At 64.5% G+C, this 15,718-nt stretch carries 17 protein-coding genes; 14 read left to right on the forward strand and 3 right to left on the reverse strand.

Going from position 1 to position 15,718, the window contains the following annotated elements; translation table 11 throughout:
- Positions 1-1,479 (forward strand): aldehyde dehydrogenase, encoded by a 1,479-nt coding sequence (locus tag ACQY4V_RS02165; protein WP_428515302.1) that lies wholly within the window; start codon positions 1-3, stop codon positions 1,477-1,479.
- A 162-nt stretch (positions 1,480-1,641) separates the two neighbouring features.
- Here ACQY4V_RS02165 and ACQY4V_RS02170 read toward each other — a convergent pair whose 3' ends face one another.
- Together ACQY4V_RS02170 and ACQY4V_RS02175 are read right to left on the reverse strand one after the other, a co-directional pair.
- Positions 1,642-2,070 (reverse strand): diol dehydratase small subunit, encoded by a 429-nt coding sequence (locus tag ACQY4V_RS02170; protein WP_222449348.1) that lies wholly within the window; start codon positions 2,068-2,070, stop codon positions 1,642-1,644.
- Complete coding sequence (locus ACQY4V_RS02175) at positions 2,070-4,343, reverse strand: propanediol/glycerol family dehydratase large subunit (protein ID WP_428515303.1); 2,274 nt, start codon at positions 4,341-4,343, stop codon at positions 2,070-2,072. Before ACQY4V_RS02175 ends, ACQY4V_RS02170 begins: the two co-directional genes overlap by 1 nt.
- Positions 4,344-4,459: 116 nt before the next feature.
- Between ACQY4V_RS02175 and ACQY4V_RS02180 the strand changes: the two genes are divergently transcribed.
- The gene (locus ACQY4V_RS02180) at positions 4,460-4,906 is read left to right on the forward strand and encodes an NUDIX domain-containing protein (RefSeq protein ID WP_428515304.1); all 447 of its coding nucleotides are present in this window, start codon (positions 4,460-4,462) and stop codon (positions 4,904-4,906) included.
- Between the two features lie 18 nt (positions 4,907-4,924).
- On the opposite strand, the gene ACQY4V_RS02185 is transcribed toward ACQY4V_RS02180, so the two are convergent.
- On the reverse strand, positions 4,925-5,683 hold the full coding sequence (locus ACQY4V_RS02185; protein ID WP_428515305.1) for a DeoR/GlpR family DNA-binding transcription regulator: 759 nt from the start codon (positions 5,681-5,683) through the stop codon (positions 4,925-4,927).
- 143 nt (positions 5,684-5,826) lie between these two features.
- Here ACQY4V_RS02185 and ACQY4V_RS02190 point away from each other — a divergent pair, with 143 nt between their 5' ends.
- From ACQY4V_RS02190 to fabG, 12 genes are all read left to right on the forward strand, one after another.
- A complete protein-coding gene (locus ACQY4V_RS02190) occupies positions 5,827-7,107 on the forward strand; it encodes an aspartate aminotransferase family protein (protein ID WP_428515306.1) in 1,281 nt (426 codons plus the stop codon).
- Positions 7,104-8,648, forward strand: a complete 1,545-nt coding sequence (locus ACQY4V_RS02195; protein WP_428515307.1) for an aldehyde dehydrogenase family protein — start codon at positions 7,104-7,106, stop codon at positions 8,646-8,648. The genes ACQY4V_RS02190 and ACQY4V_RS02195 overlap by 4 nt, the downstream gene beginning before the upstream one ends.
- Positions 8,645-9,256 carry a BMC domain-containing protein gene (locus ACQY4V_RS02200; protein WP_152491586.1) on the forward strand — a complete coding sequence of 204 codons (612 nt, stop codon included), beginning with the start codon at positions 8,645-8,647 and terminating at the stop codon, positions 9,254-9,256. Before ACQY4V_RS02195 ends, ACQY4V_RS02200 begins: the two co-directional genes overlap by 4 nt.
- Entirely contained in the window at positions 9,256-9,696 is a 441-nt protein-coding gene (locus tag ACQY4V_RS02205; protein ID WP_428515308.1) for a hypothetical protein, read from the forward strand. The genes ACQY4V_RS02200 and ACQY4V_RS02205 overlap by 1 nt, the downstream gene beginning before the upstream one ends.
- The gene (locus ACQY4V_RS02210; RefSeq protein WP_428515309.1) at positions 9,693-9,935 is read left to right on the forward strand and encodes a EutN/CcmL family microcompartment protein; all 243 of its coding nucleotides are present in this window, start codon (positions 9,693-9,695) and stop codon (positions 9,933-9,935) included. The genes ACQY4V_RS02205 and ACQY4V_RS02210 overlap by 4 nt, the downstream gene beginning before the upstream one ends.
- A 25-nt stretch (positions 9,936-9,960) precedes the next feature.
- Positions 9,961-10,248, forward strand: coding sequence for a BMC domain-containing protein (locus tag ACQY4V_RS02215; protein ID WP_152491589.1), 288 nt, complete (start codon positions 9,961-9,963; stop codon positions 10,246-10,248).
- Between the two features lie 27 nt (positions 10,249-10,275).
- A complete protein-coding gene (locus ACQY4V_RS02220; RefSeq protein WP_152491590.1) occupies positions 10,276-10,905 on the forward strand; it encodes a microcompartment protein in 630 nt (209 codons plus the stop codon).
- Positions 10,906-10,941: 36 nt separating this feature from the next.
- Complete coding sequence (locus tag ACQY4V_RS02225; protein ID WP_428515310.1) at positions 10,942-12,084, forward strand: ABC transporter substrate-binding protein; 1,143 nt, start codon at positions 10,942-10,944, stop codon at positions 12,082-12,084.
- A gap of 70 nt (positions 12,085-12,154) precedes the next feature.
- Entirely contained in the window at positions 12,155-13,228 is a 1,074-nt protein-coding gene (locus tag ACQY4V_RS02230; RefSeq protein ID WP_428515311.1) for an ABC transporter ATP-binding protein, read from the forward strand.
- A complete protein-coding gene (locus tag ACQY4V_RS02235) occupies positions 13,225-14,079 on the forward strand; it encodes an ABC transporter permease (RefSeq protein WP_428515312.1) in 855 nt (284 codons plus the stop codon). The genes ACQY4V_RS02230 and ACQY4V_RS02235 overlap by 4 nt, the downstream gene beginning before the upstream one ends.
- The gene (locus ACQY4V_RS02240; protein WP_428515313.1) at positions 14,079-14,891 is read left to right on the forward strand and encodes an ABC transporter permease; all 813 of its coding nucleotides are present in this window, start codon (positions 14,079-14,081) and stop codon (positions 14,889-14,891) included. Before ACQY4V_RS02235 ends, ACQY4V_RS02240 begins: the two co-directional genes overlap by 1 nt.
- A gap of 36 nt (positions 14,892-14,927) precedes the next feature.
- On the forward strand, positions 14,928-15,698 hold the full coding sequence (gene fabG / locus ACQY4V_RS02245) for a 3-oxoacyl-ACP reductase FabG (RefSeq protein WP_152491595.1): 771 nt from the start codon (positions 14,928-14,930) through the stop codon (positions 15,696-15,698).
- Positions 15,699-15,718 lie beyond the last annotated feature (20 nt).

The raw sequence follows: 15,718 nt of genomic DNA on the forward strand, positions 1-15,718 counted from the left end.
ATGCAGGACAGACCACATTTCCAGCTGTTCATCGACGGGGCTTGGGCCGAAGGGTCGGACGGGCAGACGATGACCTCGCAGAACCCCGCGACCGGGCAGGACTGGACCAGTTTCGCCTGCGCCTCGGGCGCGGATGTGGACCGGGCCGTGCGGGCGGCCCGCAGGGCGCTGAACGATCCGGCCTGGCGGGACATGACCCAGACGCAACGCGGCAAGCTGCTGTACCGGCTGGCGGAGCTGATCGAGGAGCACGCGGCCGAGCTTGGCCGGATCGAGACCACCGACAGTGGAAAGCTGCTGGCGGAGACGGCGGCGCAGTCGGCCTATGTGGGTGATTATTATCGCTATTACGCGGGGCTTGCGGACAAGATCGAGGGCGCGGTCCTGCCGATCGACAAGCCGGACATGCATGTCTACACGCGGCGCGAGCCGATCGGTGTGGTCGCAGCGATCGTGCCGTGGAACGCGCAGATGTTCCTGACCGCGACGAAACTGGGGCCCGCGCTTGCGGCGGGCTGCGCGGTGGTGTTGAAAGCCTCGGAAATTGCGCCAGCCCCGATGCTGGAATTCGCCCGCCTGATCGAGAGGGCGGGGTTTCCCGAGGGTGTGGTTTCGGTCATCACGGGGGACGCGGAAAACTGCGCCATTCCCCTGACCCGGCACCCGGACGTGGACCGTATCGCGTTCACCGGCGGCCCCGAGACCGCGCGGCACGTGGTGCGCAACTCGGCAGAGAATTTCGCGGTCACGACGCTGGAACTGGGCGGGAAGTCCCCCATCCTGGTGTTCGAGGATGCGGACCTGGAAAGCGCGGCGAATGGTCTGATCGCGGGCAATTTCGGGGCCTCGGGCCAAAGCTGCGTGGCGGGGACCCGTGGATTGGTGCAGCGCTCGGTCTTCGAGGAGGTGGCGGGGAGAATCGAGGAAAAGATGAAGGGCGTCGTGATCGGAGACCCGCTTGACGCCAGCACCCAGATCGGCCCGCTGTGCACGGCGGACCAGATCCGCAAGATCGAGGCCACGCTTGCCGCGGCCATATCCGGCGGGGCGCGGGTACGGTTCGGGGGCGCGCCGCTGGATCGTCCGGGCAACTACATGGCGCCGACGCTGGTCGAGTGTGCCGATCCGGGCGCGGAGACATTGAAGGTCGAAATGTTCGGTCCGGTGATGTCGCTCTTGCCGTTCGAGACCGAGGACGAGGCCATCGCCCTCGCCAACGGCACGCCGTTCGGTCTGGGGTCGGGCATCTTCACGCAGAATGTCGCGCGAGCGCACCGGGTCTCGTCACGGCTGAAGGCCGGGATATGCTGGGTCAACACCTACAGGGCCGTGTCGCCCATCGCGCCGTTCGGCGGGTTCGATCAGTCCGGCTATGGCCGCGAGGCCGGGCTGGACGCGATCCGGGACTATACCTGCACGAAGACCGTGTGGATAAGCACGTCGGACGCGCCCATGGCAAACCCCTTCGTCATGCGGTGAGCCGGGCCACGCGACAGCCGGTCCGGGTTCGGCGGGATATGTGCCGCCCCACGGCAAGGCGGGGCTTCGCGGCGTGTCGCCGGTGCCTTGCCCGCTTTGCCGGAAGTTGACCCGAAACCGGGGCCGGATCGGGGAGCCGATCTGCCAATAGGCAGACCCGCGTCAGTAACGATTGCGGAACAATCCGCGCTTTTCGTATGCGGAGGCAGCTTCCTCCACCAGTTGGGCAAGCAGGGGCGCGTCGAATTCGCGCCTGAGCCTTTGCGCGGTGTCCTGCAGGCTTTCTATCGAGCGGGTGCGTCCGGGGCGCAGCAGTTCGTAGATCTCCATGATCGTGTCCTGCGGCACCCGTGTCATTTCCGCGGCCCTTTCGAAGTTCCGCGCCAGGGCGGCGCGGCCCGCGGAGCGCGCGATCTGGGCTTGCTGCAAAAGCGCGTTCGGCGTGATGCGCAAGTCCTCCATCCCGACGTCGCCGGCAAGCACCGCTTCGAGCGTCAGCTCGTCCAGCGACTTGCCGCGATGGCCGGTGACCCGTTCGGGTGACGTTTCCGCAAGGGGGTAATTTTCGGTCGTGAGGGGCTGATCGGGCATCAGGAGTCTCCCAGGAAATTGATCTCGACGGTCTCGGGCGAGGCGTTGTTCTCGGTCATCTTGGTCTCGATCGCATAGGTCAGCGCCACGCGGGCATGGAACCGTGCGCCAAGCGCCTCGCCCTGCGTCGGCACGACGACTGGCGCGGGCAGGTCGCCGCGGGCGTATTGCGCCGCGTTCTCTCCGAGCGCGCGGTAGTGATCCAGGTTGGTCACCGGCGCGTTCGAGAACAGTTCGAGGTTGTTGTGGGGCAGGCGGTCCCTCTGGTGGATCACTGCCGTGCCCTTGGACTGGATCCCGATCCCGATGCCCGAGCCGGACAGCCGCGCGGCGCTCAGGCCCAGAAAGGACGTGTCGGCGGTATGCCGGATCCGCATCAGCCGCATCCGTCCGCCGCCTTTTTCGATCCCGTCGCGAAGCGCCTTCAACACCTTGCTGAGCGGAAGCCCGGCAAGGGTCCGGAATATCCTGGTGCCGAACCCGGGGCTGATGCCCACGACCACCTCGTGCGGGTCGGTGCCGCGCTCGGCGGGGCCCATGGTGCTGTACTCGATCGCGCGGGCCTCGGCAGGTTCGCTTGCGGCTTCGCGGCGCAGCACCTCGTCGCGGTCCAGCACGTTGCGGATCGCCGCCAGCTCCTTGCGCCGCGCCTCGGTCAGCCGATAGCCGGTGCCGGGGCCGGTATAGTCGTTGGGGTCGTTGATGGCGCTGATGACGTGCCCGTCCCGGATGATCGCCGAGGTCTGAAGGTAATCGCCCGAAACGCGCAGCTTCACCAGGAACAGCAGGTTCTGCGCCTCGGGCACGAAACCGCCGCGATGCAGCGACCGGATCACGTCCAGGACGGTGATGCGCTGGCGGCTGATCTTGTCGCTGATCACCGCGACGTCGCGCGGTGCGAAGCTTTGCGTGTCGTTCGACCCCGACGCGACCGCGACGGAGCGCTTCATGATCTCGGTCGGCGCGGCGAGGTCCAGATCCTTGAGCACATGCGACAGCGCGTCGATGGCGCGGCGGCGCAGGTCCAGCGCGCTTGCGTCCTCGATCGAGGTCAGCCCGCCATCGGCTTCGAAATCGCGCTGGAGCACCAGGAATTCCTCAAGCTCCTCGCCGTTGAACGAAGACGGATTGAAGGAATTGTCGTATTTCAGGATGCTGCCGAAGCCCGAGCAGATCAGGTCCGATCCGCCAATCAGAAAGGGCAGCACCTTGGCGGCGACCCGCATCTCGGATTCGGAATGCCTGGCATCGTTGCCCGAGGCGCATTCCAGGTCCAGCCAGACCGCCAGCAGGTTCTCGGCCCAGATCTCGCGCACGCCGCCGGGAATGGACGAGGCCAGCGGCGCACCGTCGATGCCGCCGTTCTGCGTGCCCTGGGAGCCCATGCCGCGCTGGATGCACAGGCAGCGCGCCTCGAGGTAGAGCAGCGACTTGGCCTCGTGATAGCCCATCAGAAGTTCCGAGGCCGCGCCGGAGGTGCAGCGCATCTTGATGCCGCGCGAGGCATAGGCGGCGGCCAGCCACGCCTTGGACCAGGGCGTGTCATCGCCGTCGATGAACGCGCTTTCCGTGCCATAGACCGACACGGTTTCGGCGTAGGAGGTGAACCCCGCCATGCCGATCTCGAGCTCTTCGGCCTCTTCGCTGGAGCATTGAAAGAGCGTGCCGGCCCGGCCAACGACCGACCCCACGCAGCAGGCCAGCGCGTTCGACCACGAATTGCGCGCCACCCGCATCGTCGTCTCGATCTCGTCGAACCCGAGCGCCACGGCCACGGCGGCATCGGCGGCCAGCTGCAAGGGGTCGTCCTTGGCGTTGGTCACATGCGCCTGGTTGCCCGGCGTCCTGCGGGCGCGCATCTTGGAATAGGCGAAGGCGATTTCCATCGCGTTCAGTTGTGCCACGGCCTCGGCCAACCGGGCCGGTGTCAGGCCGCGCGCCAGGCGGACAAGCTCGGCCCGTGGCACGTTCATGTCGACGAGCATGCGCGCAAGTTGCTCGGCCGGGATCGCCATCGCCTCCTCGGCCACGTCCATGTCCAGGTGATGCGCCGCGATGAACGCGTCGATCATGTCGAAATCCTGCGCCGCGACACCGTCCATCATGCTGACCTTGCCGTTCTCGATCTTCAGGCCGGGGCCGGGGTCGGCCGCCCCGTTGAAGGCGGAAAACCCGTTCTCGGGATCCTCGACCGCGAACTGGTCGTGGCGCAGCGGCCGGGCGTCCCACTCGTCGAAACGTTTCCAGCGGTTGGCGTCGTAACTGTTGCTCATTTTGGGTCGCGCCTCCCTGCGCCGGTCCTTGGATGAAGCGTTTCCGCCGTGTCTTGGTGTTGAATTGTCGCGGCCGGTCTGCTCCGATCGGGCATGACCCCTGGCAGGATGAAGGCATGATACCGATCCACGGCCCGCGCCCTCATTCGACGCGCCGCTATGACAGGCGGCCGGGCGTCTATGCGCTCTTGCCGCGCGGCGGGCGCGTTCTGCTGACCTTTCAGAGTGCCCCGGTTCCGGAACTGCAACTGCCCGGCGGCGGCGTGGATCGGGGCGAGGCGCCGCTGCGGGCCCTGGCGCGCGAGGTGCTTGAGGAAACCGGCTGGCGCGTCGGCGCGCCGCGTCTTCTGGGGCGGTACCGCCAGTATGGGTACCTGCCGGAATACGACATGTGGGCCGAAAAGCTGTGCAGCATCTACATTGCCCGCCCGGTGCGCCGCCTGTCCGACCCGTATCACCCCGAGCACAGCGTCGTCTGGGTCACGCCCGCCGAGGCCGCCCGCCGCCTGACAAATGCCGGTGATCGGGCCTTTGTCTGTGACGTCCTGCTGGCTCGGTCCTGATGCGCGCCCCTTCATCCCTCACCCCGCGATGATTTGCGCGTCGGCCTTGCGGATCGCGTCCCACAAGTTGGGGGGAGGACGCTCGTCCGTGATAAGGGTCAGGCGGGGATTCCAGTCGATGATCTGCTGCAGGGAGCGGTTTCCGAATTTCGACGCATCGGCGAGGATGAAGGCCTCGTCGGAGGCCTCGATCATCGCGGCATAGACCTGACCGGCGTGCAGCAGGGCCTCGCTGACGCCGGTCTCGTCGATGCCCGACGCGCCGGTGATGGCGATCGGCGCTCGGAACTGCTTGATGCATTCGGTGGTCTGGGAGCCATAGACCAGGCCCTCGCGCGGCTCGACGATACCGGGGAGCGACAGGACCTGGATCAGGGGATTGACCGACAACTCGGTCGCGATGCTGAAGGCGGGGGTCAGGACGGTCAACTGCCGGTCGATCCCGCGCAGGGCGCGCGCGAAATGCATTGTCGTCGCCCCGCCGCCGATGAAAAGGCTGCCGGCGTCGCCGATGCTTTCGACCGCGAGCCGCGCAATCTGTTCGCGGGCGCGCGTGTGCAGTTGCAACCGCTCGGCCAGCGCGGGCTCGAACGACCTGGTCCTGACGGCTCCGCCATAGGTGCGCTTGATCCGCCCGGACTCGTCAAGCTCGGTCAGGTCGCGCCGCACCGTCTCGCTGGAGACACCGAGTTCCTCCGCCATCTCGGCCACGCGTATGGAGGGGCTGACTTCCAGGATGCTTAAAATCTGGTCGTGCCGCAGTGTTTTCTTAGACATTTCAGGCCCGTTGGCTGCCTCTCAAACATGAATATACGCAATTCGCGGAAGGAATCGAAACAAAAATGACCGACTTCGGTCAAAAAATGTTGTTAGTCAAAAATTAAGTGCTAACGTGGTGACCAACTGCAAAGGGGAATCGCGTGTTCAACTACGGATACTTTTCCTTCGACTCGAAGGACGACCTTCTGACGAAGGCGGCGGAATACTGGAATCCCGGCAAGGTCAGCTTTTGGAAGGAAGCCGGCACGCCGATGGTGATCGACCGCCGCGAGGGATATTTCCTTTACGACATGTCGGGCAAGCGGCTGATCGACCTTCACCTGAATGGCGGGACCTACAATTTCGGGCACCGTCATCCCGAACTGGTCGAAGTGCTCAAGTCCGGGCTCGATTATTTCGACATGGGCAATCACTGGTTTCCGTCCGTCGCCCGCGCCGCCTTTGCCGAGAAACTGGTCGCGACGGCGCCGCACACGAAGTACGCGATTTTTGGGGCAGGTGGGGCCGAGGCCGTGGAAATCGCCCTGAAAACATCGCGTTACGCCACCAAGCGGCGCAAGATCGTGTCGATCATCAAGGGGTATCACGGCCATTCCGGCCTGTCGGTCGCGGCCGGGGATGAACGATTTTCCAAGATCTTCCTGTCGGAAAAGCCCGACGAGTTCATCCAGGTGCCGTTCAACGACGTCGATGCGCTGGAGCAGGTGCTGAAGAACCGTGACGTGGCCGGTTTCATCATCGAGACGATCCCGGCGACTTACGGGTTTCCCATGCCCGAGGAGGGTTATCTCAAGGCCTGTCAGGATCTGTGCCGGAAATACGGCACCAAGTTCATCGCCGACGAGGTGCAGACCGGCCTGATGCGGACCGGCACGATGTGGGGCTGGCAGGGATACGGCCTGACGCCCGACATGTTCGTCTGCGGCAAGGGGCTGGGCGGCGGCATCTACCCGATCAGTGCCTGCCTTGCCACGGAGGAATGCGGCCAGTGGCTGATCGAGGACGGTGCGGCCCATATCAGCACCGCCGGCGGCTCTGAGCTGGGCTGTCTTGTCGGACATCACGTGATCGAGATGCTGCAGCGTCCCGAGGTTGTCTCGAACGTGCATTTCGTGGCGGAGTTCTTTGCCCGCGGCATGGAAGAGATGATGGCTCGCCACAGCGACATCTTTGTGGGCGTGCGCCAGCGGGGCGTCGTTCTGGGGCTGGAATTCGACCACCCGGAGGGCGCTGTCGCGGTGTCGCGCGCGCTGTATGAAAACGGGGTCTGGGCGATCTTCTCGTCGCTTGACAAGCGTGTGCTGCAATTCAAGCCGGGTGTCGTGCTGGACGTCGACACCTGCCAGGAGATCATGGACAGGTTCGACGCGGCCATGCCGCGCGCACGGGAACTTCTGAAAACCATGAGGCGGGCAGCATGAGCGAGCAGGCTACACTGGACGCGCCGCGTCTTTCGGTCCCGGACAGGGAACTGTCACGTGCCCGGATGAAGGTGGGCCGGGCGGCATGGGCGGCGCGCTACTACAAGGATTTCAGCCGCGATGCGGTGCTGGCAATCGCCGAGGCCGTGGCCAGGGCAGGCTACGAGAAAGCGGCGCAGTTCGCCGAGGAGGCGGTGGCCGAAACCGGCTTTGGCGTCGTGGAGCACAAGACGATCAAGAACCGTCTTTGCACCCACGAGCTGCTGGACTACTACCGCGACCTCGACCTGGTGACGCCCCGCGTCGACGAGGCGCGCAAGATCATCGAGTTGCCGAAACCTGCCGGCGTGGTCTTTGCCCTCGCGCCCGCGACCAACCCGGTCGCAACGGTCTATTACAAGGCGATGCTGGCGATCCTGAGCCGCAACGCCATCGTTCTCAGCCCGCATCCGGCCTCCAAGTCGGTTTCGGCGGCCGCGGCCCAGCATATCGCGCAGGCGGCCGAGGCTGCGGGCGCCCCCGCCGGTCTGATCCAGTGCGTCGAAAACCCGTCGGTGCCGCTGGTGCAGGACATCATGGCCTCCGACCGGATCAACGTCATCCTTGCCACCGGCGGCACCGCGATGGTGCGGGCCGCGTATTCCTCGGGCAATCCCGCGCTCGGGGTGGGGCCGGGCAATGCCGTGGCCTATATCGACCCGACCGCCAAGGTGGATGCCGCCGCGCGCTGCCTGGTCGAAAGCAAGGCGTTCGACAATTCGGTGCTTTGCACCAACGAAAGCGTCGCGATCACGCTGGCCAGCAACCGGGGCAACATGGAGCGCGCGCTGCGGTCCGCCGGGGCGCATGTGTGCAACGCCGCCGACACCGACCGGCTGCGCGACTACCTGTTCACCGAGAAGGGCTTCAACCTCGAGGCCATCGGAAAGAGCGCCACCTGGATCGCCGAGCGCGCGGGCCTGCGCGTGAATCCGTCGACGAAAATCCTCGTGCCGGTGGTGGAAACGCCGGGCCAGGACGACCTGCTTTTCCGCGAAAAGCTGTGTCCGGTGCTGACGCTGACCGCCGCGGGGGATTTCGAACAGGCCCTGACATTCGCCAAGCACACGACGCGGCGCGGGGCGGGGCATTCGGCCGCGTTCCACGGCGAGGACACCGACCGGCTGGTGGCCTTCTCGCAGGGCGTGCCGGTCTATCGCGTGGTGGTCAACGCGCCGTGTTCGCAAGGCGCGGCGGGGTTCGCCACGCATCTGCCGCCGTCCTTTACCATCGGGACAGGCTTTGCCGGGCGCTCCTCGATCGGCGAGAATCTCGGGCCCCAGCACCTGGTCCAGTGGACGCGCATCGCCTACGGCAAGGACGTTTCGGCGGACCTTGGCGGCGTAGACCTCGATGCGGTCTCGTCGGGACGCGCGATGCCTGCGGCCCCCGCCGCCTCACCGCAGCCCGCGGACCCTCAAGGGTCGGGCGACGTCGGCCGCGACGAGTTGCGCCGGCTTATCCTGGAAGAACTGCGCAGCCTGAAAGGGGGTGACGCATGACCGATCTTCGTGCGTCGATCTTCATCGATCAGCTTCAGCCCCAGACGCTGGCCTATATCTCGACCTGGATGCGGGGCACGCTGCCGCGTCTTCGGATGGCGGCGCAGATCGTCGAAATCGCGCCCGGGCTGGATGTCGAGGCGCTGACCGATACGGTCCTGAAAAGCGCCGATGTCCACGCCGGCCTCCTGGTGGTCGAACGCCAGTTCGGCACGCTGCAATTCCACTCCCGCTCCACCGCCGAGGTGCATTCCGGGGCCGCGGCAATTCTCGAGGCGCTTGGAAAGACTGCCGACGACGTGGCGCCGCCCAAGATCCTTGCCTCGAAGCTGGTCACGAATGTGGACGACCAGCACGCCTTTCTGATGAACCGCAATAAGCTGGGGTCGATGGTGCTTGGCGGCGACAGCATCTACCTGCTGGAATGCCAGTCCGCCGCCTATGCGATCCTTGCCTGCAACGAGGCGGAAAAGGAAGCGGACGTGAAGCTGATCGACATGCGGATGATCGGGGCGAACGGGCGGCTGTACATGGCCGGGACCGAGGCCGATGTCCGGAATGCGAGGAATGCGGCAGAAGGCGCATTGCGTGATGCAGGAGCGTCGTGATGTCAGCCCTGAGGGACGAGATCCGCGCGATCCTGCGCGAGGAGATTGCCGCGCTGCGCAACGAGGCGGGCAGCATGGCGCCCGCGCGCGAAGAGGTACGCATAGCCTCCGGCGCCGACCTGACCCGCTTTGCCCAGGAGCTGGTGCAGCGGGCCACCGAGCCGGGCTTTGCCGACCGCGTGGCGCGGCGCGAGCTGGTGTTCGACCTGGCCACCCCGATGCCCTCGGCCGCGCCGGCCGCTGCCACGCCGCCGATCGTCACCGGGCCCCGACGCACCGCGCCGGACCGGCTGGACAAGTCGCTGATCACAGAGCGCGACATCAATGCGCTCTCCGCGTCCGCCCGCAGCCTGCGGATCGCGCCATCAAGCCGGCTGACGCCGCTTGCGCGCGACGAGGCGCGGCGTCGCGGCATCCGGATCGAAAGGGATAAAACATGATACAAGCGCGTGTGATCGGAAAGGTCTGGTCGACCCGTCGCGTGACGTCGCTGCCACGCGGTGCGCTGCTGGAGGTGGAAACGGACGGCGGCGGCAAGCTCATCGCCTACGATCCGCTTGGATGCGATACCGGCGAGACCGTCCTGGTGACGCAAGGGTCTGTCGCCGCCAGTTACTTTCAAGGCGACACGGTGCCCGTGGACGCCCTGATCATCGGCTCCATCGACGACAAGAAATAACAGTCAAACATGAAGGAAGATACTCATGGCTAACTTAGCAATCGGAATGATCGAAACCAAGGGATACGTCCCCGCGCTTTCCGCGGCGGACGCCATGGTCAAGGCCGCGAACGTGGAAATCGTCGCGCGCAACGAAGTCGGCGGCGGGCTCGTCTCGGTCGTCGTCAAGGGCGATGTGGGCGCGGTCAAGGCCGCCACCGAGGCGGGCGCAGAGGCGGCCAGCCAGGTCGGCGAAGTGACCGCGGTGCATGTCATCCCGCGTCCGCATGCCGATCTTGGCAAGCATTTCTCGGCCGCGGCCGTTTCCAAGTAAGCCCGGGCAGGGGGACAGGACTGGATCATGACGGAACTTCGCGTATATCTGCCGATCAAGGATCTGCAGCCGCAGTTCGCGGCCTATCTGTCCTCGCCCCTGCGGGCGCGCGCCTATCCGCCGTTCCGCGGGCAGAACTCTCTGATCATCGAGGTCGCGCCCGCGCTCAGCATCCACCGCATCGCCGACCTGGCGCTGAAGGAGGCCCCGGACATGGAGCCGGGCATCCTGTTTACCGAACGCCAGTTCGGGCTGCTGGAGCTGCATGCCGACGACATGAAGGATCTCGACGCCGCGGGGCGGGCGATCCTGAAGGGGATCGGCGCCAAGCATACCGATCAGCTGGCGCCGAAGGTGCTTTACCACGACATCATCGAGGACCTGTCGGACCAGCACGCCATCATCTTGAACCGATCGCGTGACGGGTCCATTCTCGTGCCCGGCGTGGCGCTCTTGATCTACGAGATGACGCCGGCGCTTTTTGCCTGCGTTGCGGCCAACGAGGCCGAGAAGGCCGCGCCGGAGGCGGTGATCAATGACGTCCAGATGATGGGCGCGACGGGGCGGGTCTTCATGTCCGGCAGCCTGGAGGACATGAAGGTCGCAAGGGACCGGATCACCGAGACACTGAACGAAATCAAAGGCCGCTCCGCTTGAACGGGGCGCATTAAACCAACCAACAGGAGAGAAAAAATGAAAAAGGGAATTTCGAGAAGACAGTTCGTCGGTCGTTCGGCCGCACTGGCCGGCCTGGCCGCAGCAGGTCCGCTTAGCCCCGCTTTCGCGGCGCGCAGCGACCGGATGAACATCCTTTGCTGGGAAGGCTACAACTCGGACGAAGTGCTTGGACCGTTCCGGGATGCGCACCCCGACGCGACGGTACGCGCCGAGAGCGGCACGTCCGACCCCGACATGATCAACAAGCTTCGCGCCGGGGAAACCTCGGTCTGGGACCTGATCAACGTCAACCAGCCCTGGGCGCGCGACCGGCTTTACCCGGAGAACCTGATCAAGCCGCTCGATAAGGATCGTTTCCTGCCGTATTTCGACAAGATGCTGCCGTCCTTCAAGAACCCGCCCTACGAGCTGTCCTTCGCGGATGACGGGGAACTGATCGGGATGCCGCAGCGCTACGGTCCGTTCAGCTTTGTGGTGAACACCGACAAGATCAGCCGCGAAACGGCCGAGGAGCAGGGCTGGAACCTCTTCCTCGATCCGGCGATGAAGGACCGTTACGGCGTTCTGACCTATGACAACTGGAACGTCATGCACATGTGCCTGACCGCCGGGCTGAACCCGTTCGAGCCTGTCGAGGGCGACAATGTCGAGAAGTTCCGCGAAACCGCCCGGACGATCTTTGGCGGCGCCAAGCTGATGACGGACGATCTGGTGGCGATGAACACCGCCCTAATCAACGGCGAGATCGACGCCTATTTCACCGGCGGAACCTATACCGCATCGCCCGCGCGCTTTGACGGCGCCACGAATGTCCGCGCGATCACGCCCCTGTCCGGGCCGGTCGACGGCAAGGGTGGCGTGGTTTGGATCGAGTTGACCTCGCTGGTCAACAACCCGGACCCGAGCGACCTTGCGCAGGACTTCCTCGAATTCGTGCAGACGCCTGAAATCTCCAAGGCCGTTGCCTTTACCGAGGGGACGTACAACCCGGTCAGCCAGATGGGCGACGAGGCCGTCATGGCCCTGTTCGACGCGGATGAACTGGACGCGATCCAGATGGATTCGCTCGAGGAGGAGATGTCACGCTCGCTCGACTACCAGGTCGTGGCGTCCTACGACACGCTGATCGACATCTACACCCAAGAGCGCCGCTCGTAGGCGCGTTCGGTCCCGGCGCCTGGGGCGTCGGGGCCGCCTCTTCTGATTTTCCTATTTTCAAGGGTAGAGCATGAATTCCTCGCCTTTTCTGAGCCTGCGCGGAGTCGTGAAGTCCTTCGGAAACTTCACCGCACTCGACCGGATCGATCTCGACATCAAAGAGGGCGAGTTCTTTACGATCGTCGGCCCCTCCGGCAGCGGGAAATCGACGCTCATCCGCCTGCTCGTGGGCATGGACGACCTGACCGATGGCGAGATCCGGTTGCGCGACAAACGCATCGACGACACCCCCGCGAACAAGCGTCCGACCTGCATGGTGTTCCAGTCGCTGGCGCTGTTTCCGCACATGACGGTCGGCCAGAACATCGAGTTTCCGCTGAAACTGCGCAAGGAAGCCCCGGACCGCCGCAAGGCCAGGGCGTTGGAGTTGCTTGACCTTCTGCGCCTGCCGCAAAGCTATTACGACAAGCGCGTCTCGCAATGTTCGGGTGGCGAGAAGCAACGCGTCGCCCTGGCGCGCGCACTGGCCTTCGACCCCGAGATCTTGTTCTTCGACGAACCGCTTTCGGCGCTCGATTACCGCCTGCGCAAGACGCTCGAAAAAGAGCTGAAGGACCTGCACGCCCGCACCGGCAAGACCTTTGTCTACATCACCCACTCCCTCGAGGAGGCGATGGTGATGTCGGACCGGATCGCCATCATGAAACAGGGCAGGATCGAACAGATCTCGGTGGCCGACGAGATCTACGGCGCGCCGGTCAGCCGGTTCGTGGCCGAGTTCATGGGCGAAGTGAACCTGTTCGACGTGACCATTGCCGCCGATGGGGCGGTGTCGAGCGATGTTCTGTCGAGCCGGTCCGGAGTGAAACTGAAGCCGAGGGGGCAGGGGGCACGTGGCCTGCTCATGGTGCGACCCGAGTATGTGGGCTTTGCGGACTCCGCCGACACCTTCGACTTTACCCTGTCCGGCCCGCTGCACGGGGAATACGCGCTTGGATCGCGCATCCAGTACGAAATCGAGACCCCGACCGGCATGGTCACGGTCGAAAAACTTCGCGAGGACCGGCGCACCGTGTCCGAGGGCGAGACGCTGACCGTCGGTTTCAATGTCGAAAACACGCATTTCATCGACGAGGCCTCATGAAGACCCTCGATCAAAAACTCGGGCTTTTCTCGGCCCTGCCGGTTGTGGTGCTGCTGGGGCTGGCGTTCCTTGCGCCGCTGCTCGTGGTGGCGCTGTTCTCGATCATGCCGGCCAAGGTCTTTTCGCTTGCCAATACGCCGGACTTTTCGGCCTATGCGGTGTTCGTCCAGCAGGGCTATTACAAGTCGCTCCTGTGGTCGCTGGGGATGGCGCTGGCGTCGACCGCGATCCTGTTGGTCGTGTGCTGGCCGCTGGCCTATGCCATGGCCAAGATCTTCAAGCGCTTCACGCTGGTCTTGACCATCGCGATCGTCATGAGCCTGTTCGTGTCGGAGAACATCCGGCTTTTCGGCTGGGTCCTGACCCTGATGAAAGGCGGTCTGATCGAAGGACATTTCCGTGCCTTCACCGGCGTCGGGTTCGACAGCCCCCTTTACGGGATGCCGATCATCGTCTTCGGTCTTGTCTATGTCTACCTGCCCTTCATGCTGTTCCCGCTGGCGCAGGGCATTGCGATGGTGCCCGACGACACCCGCCAGGCCGCCTATGACCTGGGCGCCTCGCGCTGGCAGGTTCTGTGGCAGATCGAAATCCCCCTGGCCGCGCCCGGCATCGTCGTGGGCTCGCTGCTCAGCTTCGTGCTGGCGGCGGGTGCGCTGGCCGAATCCAAGATCCTCGGCGGGCAGGCCGTCATCGCCATCGCCGACGACATCGAAACCGCATTCACCTTCGGCCAGAACTGGCCGCTGGGCTCTGCCCTGTCGATGGTGCTGATCGTAATTATCGGCACGCTTGCGCTGTTCGGTGTCTCCAAGGTCGATCTTGACGCCATCATGGGAAGGAAACGCTGATGAACGCCAGTCGTCTGACCCGGACCGTCCTGTTCATCTACGGGATCGCGATGATCGCGTTTTTGTACCTGCCCCTGGTCTCGGTGGGCTTCGCCTCCGTGTCGCAGGCGCGCTATCTCACCTTTCCGATCCGGCGCTACTCGACCAAGTGGTACGGCGAAGCACTGGAAAGCAGCACGGTCAGCGAGTTGCTGCTGACCTCGCTTTCGGTCGCGGTCGTGGTCACCATCGTGTCACTGGTCTTCGCATTCTTCGGCGCGCTGGCCTTTGCCCGCTATCAGTGGCGCTTCCGTAACGCGTTTCAGAAACTGATCCTGTTGCCGATCTTCTTTCCGCAGACCGTGCTGGGCCTTGCACTTTTGATGTGGTTCAACTCGCTTGGCATCATTCCCACCTGGAAGACGGCCGTCGTGGCCCACCTGGTCTGGATCACGCCGATCGCCACGCTGATCGTCGCCATCCGTGCCTACAGCTTCGACCCGGCGCTGGAGGAAGCGGCGCGTGACATGGGGGCAGGCACCTTCACCGTCCTGCGCGAGATCACTTTGCCGCTGCTGATGCCCGGACTGGTGTCGGCTGGCCTGTTCGCGTTCCTTCTCAGCTGGGGCAACTTTCCCTTGTCGCTGTTCACCACCGGCGCGGATTCGACCCTTCCCGAATGGCTATATGCGAAGATGGTGTCGGGCTATTCGCCGCTCGTACCCACGCTTGGCATCATGTCCGTGGTCGGATCGTTCCTGCTGATCCTGTTCGCCATCGCGGTGGTCTGGCTGATGCGGGCAAACAAAGAGGCCAGAACGGCCCAGGACTGAACCAACACAAGACCACACCAACACGGAGGAAATTTCATGCTTACGTCACTCAAAGGCAAAAGCGTCATTGTCACAGGCGGGTCAAAGGGCATCGGCCGCGGGATCGCCACGGTCTTTGCGCGGCAAGGCGCCAAGCTGACGATCGCCGCCCGCAACGAGGATGACCTGAAAAAGGCCGCAAGCGAGATCGAGGGCGATGTCCGCTATGAAGTGTGCGACGTGGCCGACTGGGACTCGGTCAAGGCCATGGTGGACAGCACCGCCGAGGCGCAGGGCGGCCTGCATGTGCTGTGCGCCAATGCCGGCGCGTTCCCGCAGACCAAGATGATCGACATGGACCCCGCCGAATGGGACCAGGTGATGGCCACGAACCTGCGCTCGTCCTTCCTCTGCGTCAAAGCGGCGATTCCGCATTTCGAGAAGGCGGGTAAGGGCCGCGTCGTGATCACCTCGTCCATCACCGGACCGCATACGGGCTTTCCGGGCTGGGCGCATTACGGGGCCTCGAAATCCGGTCAACTCGGCTTCATCAAGACGGCGGCGATGGAATTGTCGCGCTACAACACCACGATCAATGCCGTGATGCCGGGCAACATCTATACCGAAGGTCTGCAGGATCTTGGCCAGGACTATCTTGACACCATGGCCGCGTCGATCCCGCTCAAGCGCCTGGGAGATGTCGAGGATATCGGCAATGCCGCGCTCTTTTTCGCGTCGGACGAGGCCGGGTACATCACCGGCCAGCAAATCGTTATCGACGGTGGCCAGATCCTGCCCGAATCGCTCGAGGCGATGGAAGAGATCTGACGACCAAAGAGACGACAGGA

The sequence above is a fragment of the Roseovarius sp. genome (assembly GCF_965277045.1).
Taxonomy (GTDB): Bacteria; Pseudomonadota; Alphaproteobacteria; order Rhodobacterales; family Rhodobacteraceae; genus Roseovarius.

What these genes read in the sequence shown, in the direction of transcription:
- ACQY4V_RS02195 (WP_428515307.1), top strand. Translation starts at nt 7,104, where the DNA reads ATGAGCGAGCAGGCTACACTGGACGCGCCGCGTCTTTCGGTCCCGGAC.
- ACQY4V_RS02210 (WP_428515309.1), top strand. Translation starts at nt 9,693, where the DNA reads ATGATACAAGCGCGTGTGATCGGAAAGGTCTGGTCGACCCGTCGCGTG.
- ACQY4V_RS02235 (WP_428515312.1), top strand. Translation starts at nt 13,225, where the DNA reads ATGAAGACCCTCGATCAAAAACTCGGGCTTTTCTCGGCCCTGCCGGTT.
- ACQY4V_RS02170 (WP_222449348.1), bottom strand. Translation starts at nt 2,070, where the DNA reads ATGCCCGATCAGCCCCTCACGACCGAAAATTACCCCCTTGCGGAAACG.
- ACQY4V_RS02185 (WP_428515305.1), bottom strand. Translation starts at nt 5,683, where the DNA reads ATGTCTAAGAAAACACTGCGGCACGACCAGATTTTAAGCATCCTGGAA.
- ACQY4V_RS02200 (WP_152491586.1), top strand. Translation starts at nt 8,645, where the DNA reads ATGACCGATCTTCGTGCGTCGATCTTCATCGATCAGCTTCAGCCCCAG.
- ACQY4V_RS02165 (WP_428515302.1), top strand. Translation starts at nt 1, where the DNA reads ATGCAGGACAGACCACATTTCCAGCTGTTCATCGACGGGGCTTGGGCC.
- ACQY4V_RS02240 (WP_428515313.1), top strand. Translation starts at nt 14,079, where the DNA reads ATGAACGCCAGTCGTCTGACCCGGACCGTCCTGTTCATCTACGGGATC.
- ACQY4V_RS02175 (WP_428515303.1), bottom strand. Translation starts at nt 4,343, where the DNA reads ATGAGCAACAGTTACGACGCCAACCGCTGGAAACGTTTCGACGAGTGG.
- ACQY4V_RS02225 (WP_428515310.1), top strand. Translation starts at nt 10,942, where the DNA reads ATGAAAAAGGGAATTTCGAGAAGACAGTTCGTCGGTCGTTCGGCCGCA.
- fabG (WP_152491595.1), top strand. Translation starts at nt 14,928, where the DNA reads ATGCTTACGTCACTCAAAGGCAAAAGCGTCATTGTCACAGGCGGGTCA.
- ACQY4V_RS02205 (WP_428515308.1), top strand. Translation starts at nt 9,256, where the DNA reads ATGTCAGCCCTGAGGGACGAGATCCGCGCGATCCTGCGCGAGGAGATT.
- ACQY4V_RS02220 (WP_152491590.1), top strand. Translation starts at nt 10,276, where the DNA reads ATGACGGAACTTCGCGTATATCTGCCGATCAAGGATCTGCAGCCGCAG.
- ACQY4V_RS02215 (WP_152491589.1), top strand. Translation starts at nt 9,961, where the DNA reads ATGGCTAACTTAGCAATCGGAATGATCGAAACCAAGGGATACGTCCCC.
- ACQY4V_RS02230 (WP_428515311.1), top strand. Translation starts at nt 12,155, where the DNA reads ATGAATTCCTCGCCTTTTCTGAGCCTGCGCGGAGTCGTGAAGTCCTTC.
- ACQY4V_RS02180 (WP_428515304.1), top strand. Translation starts at nt 4,460, where the DNA reads ATGATACCGATCCACGGCCCGCGCCCTCATTCGACGCGCCGCTATGAC.